This window comes from Psychrobacter sp., from assembly GCF_018260395.1.
In the GTDB taxonomy this organism is placed as follows: Bacteria; Pseudomonadota; Gammaproteobacteria; order Pseudomonadales; family Moraxellaceae; genus Psychrobacter.
The window spans coordinates 1-6,024 of sequence record NZ_JAGLBC010000143.1 but is presented as its reverse complement, the minus strand read 5'-3'; the positions used below and the strand labels follow the sequence as shown (position 1 = coordinate 6,024).

Below are 6,024 nucleotides of genomic sequence, written 5' to 3'. Positions count from 1 at the left end.
TATTAAATTAAGTCAATTGAACTCATTAGACTCTAGTCTTGTACAACTATGTGGTTAGATACTTAATGTTTTCACATATTGCATCGATGACGGGTTTAGGATTTTTAATCCATATGCCATGAGGATTGCCTTTGAGTTTAGTGTCTAGTTTAACCTGAATCACTTTAGAGTGAGCACATAGATTGGCCAAGCTTTGGGTAGATTTAAAAGGAGCAAAGTTGTCTCCATCTATATTTAGATATAACCCTTTACCGTCTTTGGGAGTTAGGGATACTGTCATAAATTTAAATTTACCAGTTAAAGCAGTTTGGCACCATTGAGTCATCAAGGTTTTTGTTTCTTTTGCGCCTAAACCTATTTTGTACCCGGGCAAATAACCATAGATAGCTAGTAAAGATTTGATAGTAGCTACTGCTGAAAGCATTCTTATTCGACCTTTACCTTCCCAGCTCTTGTAATGAACGCTTCCGGATGCAACGCCAATGACCGATTGTCCATAACTAGTAGCGTACAAGGTGGCTATATGACCACCTAAGCTATGGCCTAGCAATAAAATTTGGTTATTAGGATTGTGGGCTTTTGCAGCTTCAATAAGTTTGGGGATATACTCATTTACCAAAATATTGTAGTCGTAATCAACACTTTTATTTATAGTGGGTTTATTCTCTCCACAGCAAGGATAGTCTGCGCTCACTACCGTAAAACCTTTAGCAGATAATCCTTCTATAACCTTACTATATTTATTACGAGTAACACCTAATGCATTCAATAAAATAATTGTGGTTTCACGATCTTTCTCATACTGAAACTTCGATCCAATGTACTGAATAGATGAAGTTGTCGGTACATCCTCTGCTAATAATAAATCCGTTTCTAGAGAAGTGGGGTAATAATCTAATTCATCTAAAGTTTTTAAGCTATTAAAGCTATTTGTGATACCCAAATTTTTAAAACTCTCAAAAATATAAAATGGTGGCTTAACATGTACTTCTACTGGAAAAGACCCGTATTTTGTTTTTATTGCAAAATTTGACATAAATAAAGCCCGTTTTTTTTATTATAGTTTTATAATCATTGATTTTAATAGTTTAGTTTCAAACAATAGGAAGTTATAGGTAGCGTTGATGTTGAAGCATCGTACTTTTTATTTATCCAAAGTCACAATAGCAACTCTCAATGTTATTAGCCATAGAATAATGCTAGGTAAGGCAATTATAAATATTTCATAGTAAAATAACTCAACAAATGGTGGGTTGATTTTAGTTGATACTTTAACTGATACCGAAAATAATCTACTTATTTAAAATCATTGTGCTATACTATGCGCTTGCTGATTGATAACATCGCCCGCAATTGTCGTCTGGAGAAGACACCTTTTATAATTGTTGCCGATGATTTTGCTGTTAGTCTAATTAATAACCGACTATTAAATACGTTATTAACGCTAACGATTCACCGGTAACAACCATCAAAATACGTTATTAACTTGTACATTGGATGTTCATTTTAATTTACGCTTATCTGTGTTGTACCTAAAACTTTAACTGTTTCCTATTGGCCCTCAGCATTGGCCGACTTAATAGTGGCAGTAACTTAATGGACACACATTATATGTCAAATTTAGATAATCTTTTAAATAGCGCTGCAAATGAAGTTGACGGTATCGTAACTACTCAAGATCTAAACGATAAAACTCATCCTAATACGAATGTAACAACTGAAGATCTAGTGACTTTCGTTGATCTTGAACTTGCCCCAGAACTGCTTTCTGCACTAACTTCAAGTGGTTATGAGCATCCTACACCTATTCAAGCACAATCAATTCCACCAGCTTTAGCCGGTCGTGACTTGTTGTTATCTGCGCAAACTGGTAGTGGTAAAACTGCTGCATTTGTTTTGCCAATGCTTGATAAAATCATTCGTGACAAAGCGACTAATAAAGTCGTGCATACCGTAATTTTGACCCCAACACGTGAACTTGCTAACCAAGTTAGTGATAGCGTTCGTCAATACAGTTCAAAAACTCGCAATATCTTTAGTGTACCCTTAGTGGGCGGCGCACCATACGGTGGTCAGATACGTGCCCTAAATAAAGGTGTGCAAATTATTATTGCTACCCCAGGTCGCTTTATTGACCACATGAATTCTGGTCGTATTGACTTATCAGAATTAGACATTCTAATTCTAGATGAAGCGGACCGTATGTTAGACATGGGTTTTGCTGAAGACATCGAAAAAGTAATGAAAGCTGCACCTAATACTCGTCAAACTATCATGTGTTCTGCGACATGGGATGGCCCTGTAGGTAAAATTGCTGCTAGTTTCACCAATAACCCAGAACGAATTGATATCAAAGCTGAAACCAAGCACATTGATGAAACAGTATATTATGCTGATGACTTTAATCACAAAAACCGTATTTTAGACACTTTATTAACTAAAAAAGACGTGAATCAAGCCATCATATTTGCAGCCACTAAGCGTAGCTGTGAGACGCTAGCTAAGAGTCTAAAAGAGCAAGGCCATAAAGCCAGCTTCCTACATGGTGACTTACCACAAGCAAAACGTACTCGCATTATCAATGATGTGAAAGCGGGTAAAATCACTATTCTTGTAGCGACTGACGTTGCTGCTCGCGGTATTGACGTAAGTGGCATCACTCACGTATTTAACTATGATCTTCCACGTCAAACAGAAGATTATGTGCATCGCATCGGTCGTAGTGGTCGTGCAGGTCGTACTGGTATTGCTATTAACATTTGTAGCATTGATGACCGTCCACAACTTGATGCTATCAATCGTTATTTAAAGCGCACCATGTCTGTTGAAGAAATTGAAGGCATGGAACCTAAGAAAAACACTAAAGATCTTAAAGTAGGTACTGGCGCTAAACGCGGTCGTGGCGGCAACCGTAGCCGTGGTGGTGCGGGCGCAGGTGCAGGCAACCGTCGTGGTAGCAATGGTGGCGGCGGTTACCGTGGCAAGTCAACTGACAATGCCAGTGGTGAGAAGCGTGGCAATGGTGCAGCACGTCCAGGTGGTAAGCCTTCAGGTCGTCGTTTTGGCGGTGGTGGTACACCTGGAGCAGCGGCCGCTAAGCCTGCAGGCTCAGGTCAACGTCGCAGTGGACCAGCTCGTTCAGGTGAAGGCCGCCCAGCTCGCCGTAGCAACAATGGTTAATTGCTAAAGTAGCTTTGATATACGTTATCTGAATTCTTGAAAGCACAAAAAAGACCAGCTTCAAATGAAGCTGGTCTTTTTTTATAGTTAATAAATAGGTCAATATTAATCTAACTTAAAACCATCGCAAATCTTAAAAATTAAGTTTTATTCATAAAACTCATATAACCTAGGAAGACTAGTACTATACCTTATCTTAAATAATTTGTAAGCCACTCAAAAGGCACTAGTATTAATCACACCCTGCATTTTTAGCAATTTTTTCAGCTCCACTACGGGTGGTATCTTTACCGATAAATTTCCAATTAGAACCTCGTTGATTTTTAAAAGTTTCAGGGTCACGTAATTCAATAGTACATTCACCATCTTTCATATATACATGATAGGTAGAGCCAGCTTGGGCACTAGTAGCATAAGTGCCACAAACTAAAATAAGGGCGAGGGCTACTGTTAAATTTTTCATAATATCATCCTAGGGTTTATAAAAAGCAAGATTAATTAAAATCTAAAAAATATGTAAATATCATTATCAAGTATACATTAAAATTTAAATAATTAAATCCTTATAATTTTGGTGCTAATTAATTTAAAGTATTTTTGCATTAACTTTAGCATTTATGAACAAAGGTAAAGCAAAGAAAACTCCAAAGAGTTATTTAAACAAAAAGAAAATTTAACACTGAGGGTAACCCACACCGACCTCAACCATCTCAATACGTGAACCATCCATGCTGCCATCTTGAGGGTTATAAGCATGTACTGCTAGCCCGCCCATCGCAGTCTCTTTATATTTATCCAACATGTCGGCTCCGGTAGCTTTCATTGTTGCGATAGCTTTATCAAGAGAAACATGGTGTTCACCATCTCCACGGCTAGCCAACCGAGCCGCGTTAATGGCTTTCACTGCGCCCATGGCATTACGCTCGATACATGGGACTTGTACTAATCCACCTATAGGGTCGCAAGTTAATCCTAAATTGTGCTCAATGCCAATCTCAGCGGCATTAGCACACTGTGCAGGATTAAGTCCCATAACGTGTGCCAGACCTGCTGCTGCCATAGCACATGCTGAGCCAACTTCGCCCTGACAACCCACTTCAGCACCTGAAATCGAGGCATTTTGTTTAATGATGGTGCCAATAGCCGCCGCTGTTAACAAAAACTCGCGTACGCCTTGCTGGGTATAACTCTCAATAAAATAGCGATAATAATGCAACACTGCAGGAATGATACCAGCCGCACCATTGGTGGGAGCAGTTACCACCCGTCCTCCATTGGCATTTTCTTCGTTGACCGCAAGTGCATATAAATCTACCCAGTCCATAGCCATTAATTTATCACTGCTACTTTTTGGATCTTTTAACTCGCTAAGCAATTGATGGTACATAGTTTTAGCCCGACGTTTAACTTTTAAGCCACCAGGCAATATACCTTCTTCTTGACAGCCATTTTTGACACATTGCTGCATAACTTTCCAAACCTCATCTAAGTAGGCATAGATTGTAGTTTCATCACGTATAGATAACTCATTGGCCATCATGACTTCACAGATGGTTAAATTATGGATAGCACATTGAGACAATAATTCATTGCCATTGGCAAAAGGATAGGGGACTGAACTATCACTGGTTATAGCGACACTATCGGCACTATGGCTATCTGAGACTTCCATAGATTTGTCTGCATTGGGATGTTCAAACTCTTCTTCTGTAGCTACAAAGCCGCCGCCAATTGAGTAATAGGTTTTGCTAAAGCTGTGGCCAGTTTTATTAAAGGCAGTAAAACTTAATCCATTAGGATGATGCGGTAGACTGCGGCGTGGATGCCAAACTATATCTTTATCATAGTCAAAAGTTAATGGATATCGCGCAGCCAATAGCAGGCTATTACTTTGAAACACAGGTGATAAATATTCAGTCACTCTAGTAGTATCAATGCTGTTGGCTTTAAACCCTAGTAATCCCAAAATACAGGCGGTGTCGGTAGCATGTCCACGTCCGGTTGAGGCAAGGGACCCATATAAATCAACTTGTATGCGCACTACATCTTGCAAATTAATATGATGTTCTAAATCTTCAATAAAAAGACCGGCAGCCACCATCGGTCCCATAGTATGAGAGCTTGAAGGGCCGATCCCAATTTTAAACATATCAAATAAACTAATCATTATGGTACCTTTGATTTGATTCAACTTTTATTTTTAACTTTTACAGTAACTTATACATTGCATGCGTTTACTAAACTTGTTATGGCTTAAGTATCAAGAAAACTATCAATCTACTGGTAATTAAAATGCAGTGATATGCTTGAATTCTGATGGATCATAAATAAACTTTTCAGAGGTGAGCTATAACTAATATTGTGGGGTATTATAACGAATAGTTAGCTAACACTATAATACCTTATGTATAAATTTACTGAACTATGTCGAGTTTATTAAACTGATATATAAATCTTTAATTTAAAAACCAATTTAGGTTATTGCAAGTAGTCGCTAAGTCCTACAATAAAATGTTTAAAAAACCTTCAATCAAATCATGCTCAAGACAAGTATGGTTCGTTTAATTAATTTAACATCGACTTGCAAATCTTTAATATACGAACTTAACTTCCACAACTTATACTATTTTCAACCGGAGTTTACATATTCCGGTTTTACGTTTAGATAATCTCATCAATAAAACTTTTATAAAAATAACTGATAAATAAATATAAAATAAGGATTACAAATTATGAATAAGTATAAGTTAGTAATTAATGGCAATTTAGTCGATACAACAGACTATTTTGATGTATTAAATCCAGCTGATAAATCTGTTGTAGCTAAAGCGCCATTAGCGACAG

4 protein-coding genes are annotated in these 6,024 nt (G+C 37.7%); 1 reads left to right on the top strand and 3 read right to left on the bottom strand.

The features are described from left to right. Positions 1-46: 46 nt before the first annotated feature. Positions 47-1,036, bottom strand: a complete 990-nt coding sequence (locus QZ265_RS09405) for an alpha/beta hydrolase (protein WP_296405595.1) — start codon at positions 1,034-1,036, stop codon at positions 47-49. 575 nt (positions 1,037-1,611) lie between these two features. Between QZ265_RS09405 and QZ265_RS09400 the strand changes: the two genes are divergently transcribed. Continuing rightward, positions 1,612-3,180 carry a DEAD/DEAH box helicase gene (locus QZ265_RS09400; RefSeq protein WP_296405593.1) on the top strand — a complete coding sequence of 523 codons (1,569 nt, stop codon included), beginning with the start codon at positions 1,612-1,614 and terminating at the stop codon, positions 3,178-3,180. A gap of 232 nt (positions 3,181-3,412) precedes the next feature. Here the strand turns inward: QZ265_RS09400 and QZ265_RS09395 are convergent, their stop codons facing one another. Further along, entirely contained in the window at positions 3,413-3,643 is a 231-nt protein-coding gene (locus QZ265_RS09395) for a hypothetical protein (RefSeq protein ID WP_296405591.1), read from the bottom strand. A gap of 210 nt (positions 3,644-3,853) precedes the next feature. Then, a complete protein-coding gene (locus QZ265_RS09390; RefSeq protein WP_296405596.1) occupies positions 3,854-5,350 on the bottom strand; it encodes an L-serine ammonia-lyase in 1,497 nt (498 codons plus the stop codon). Positions 5,351-6,024: the final 674 nt, after the last annotated feature.

Coding starts and splice junctions, on each gene's coding strand:
- QZ265_RS09405 (WP_296405595.1), bottom strand. CDS start 1,036: ATGTCAAATTTTGCAATAAAAACAAAATACGGGTCTTTTCCAGTAGAA.
- QZ265_RS09395 (WP_296405591.1), bottom strand. CDS start 3,643: ATGAAAAATTTAACAGTAGCCCTCGCCCTTATTTTAGTTTGTGGCACT.
- QZ265_RS09400 (WP_296405593.1), top strand. CDS start 1,612: ATGTCAAATTTAGATAATCTTTTAAATAGCGCTGCAAATGAAGTTGAC.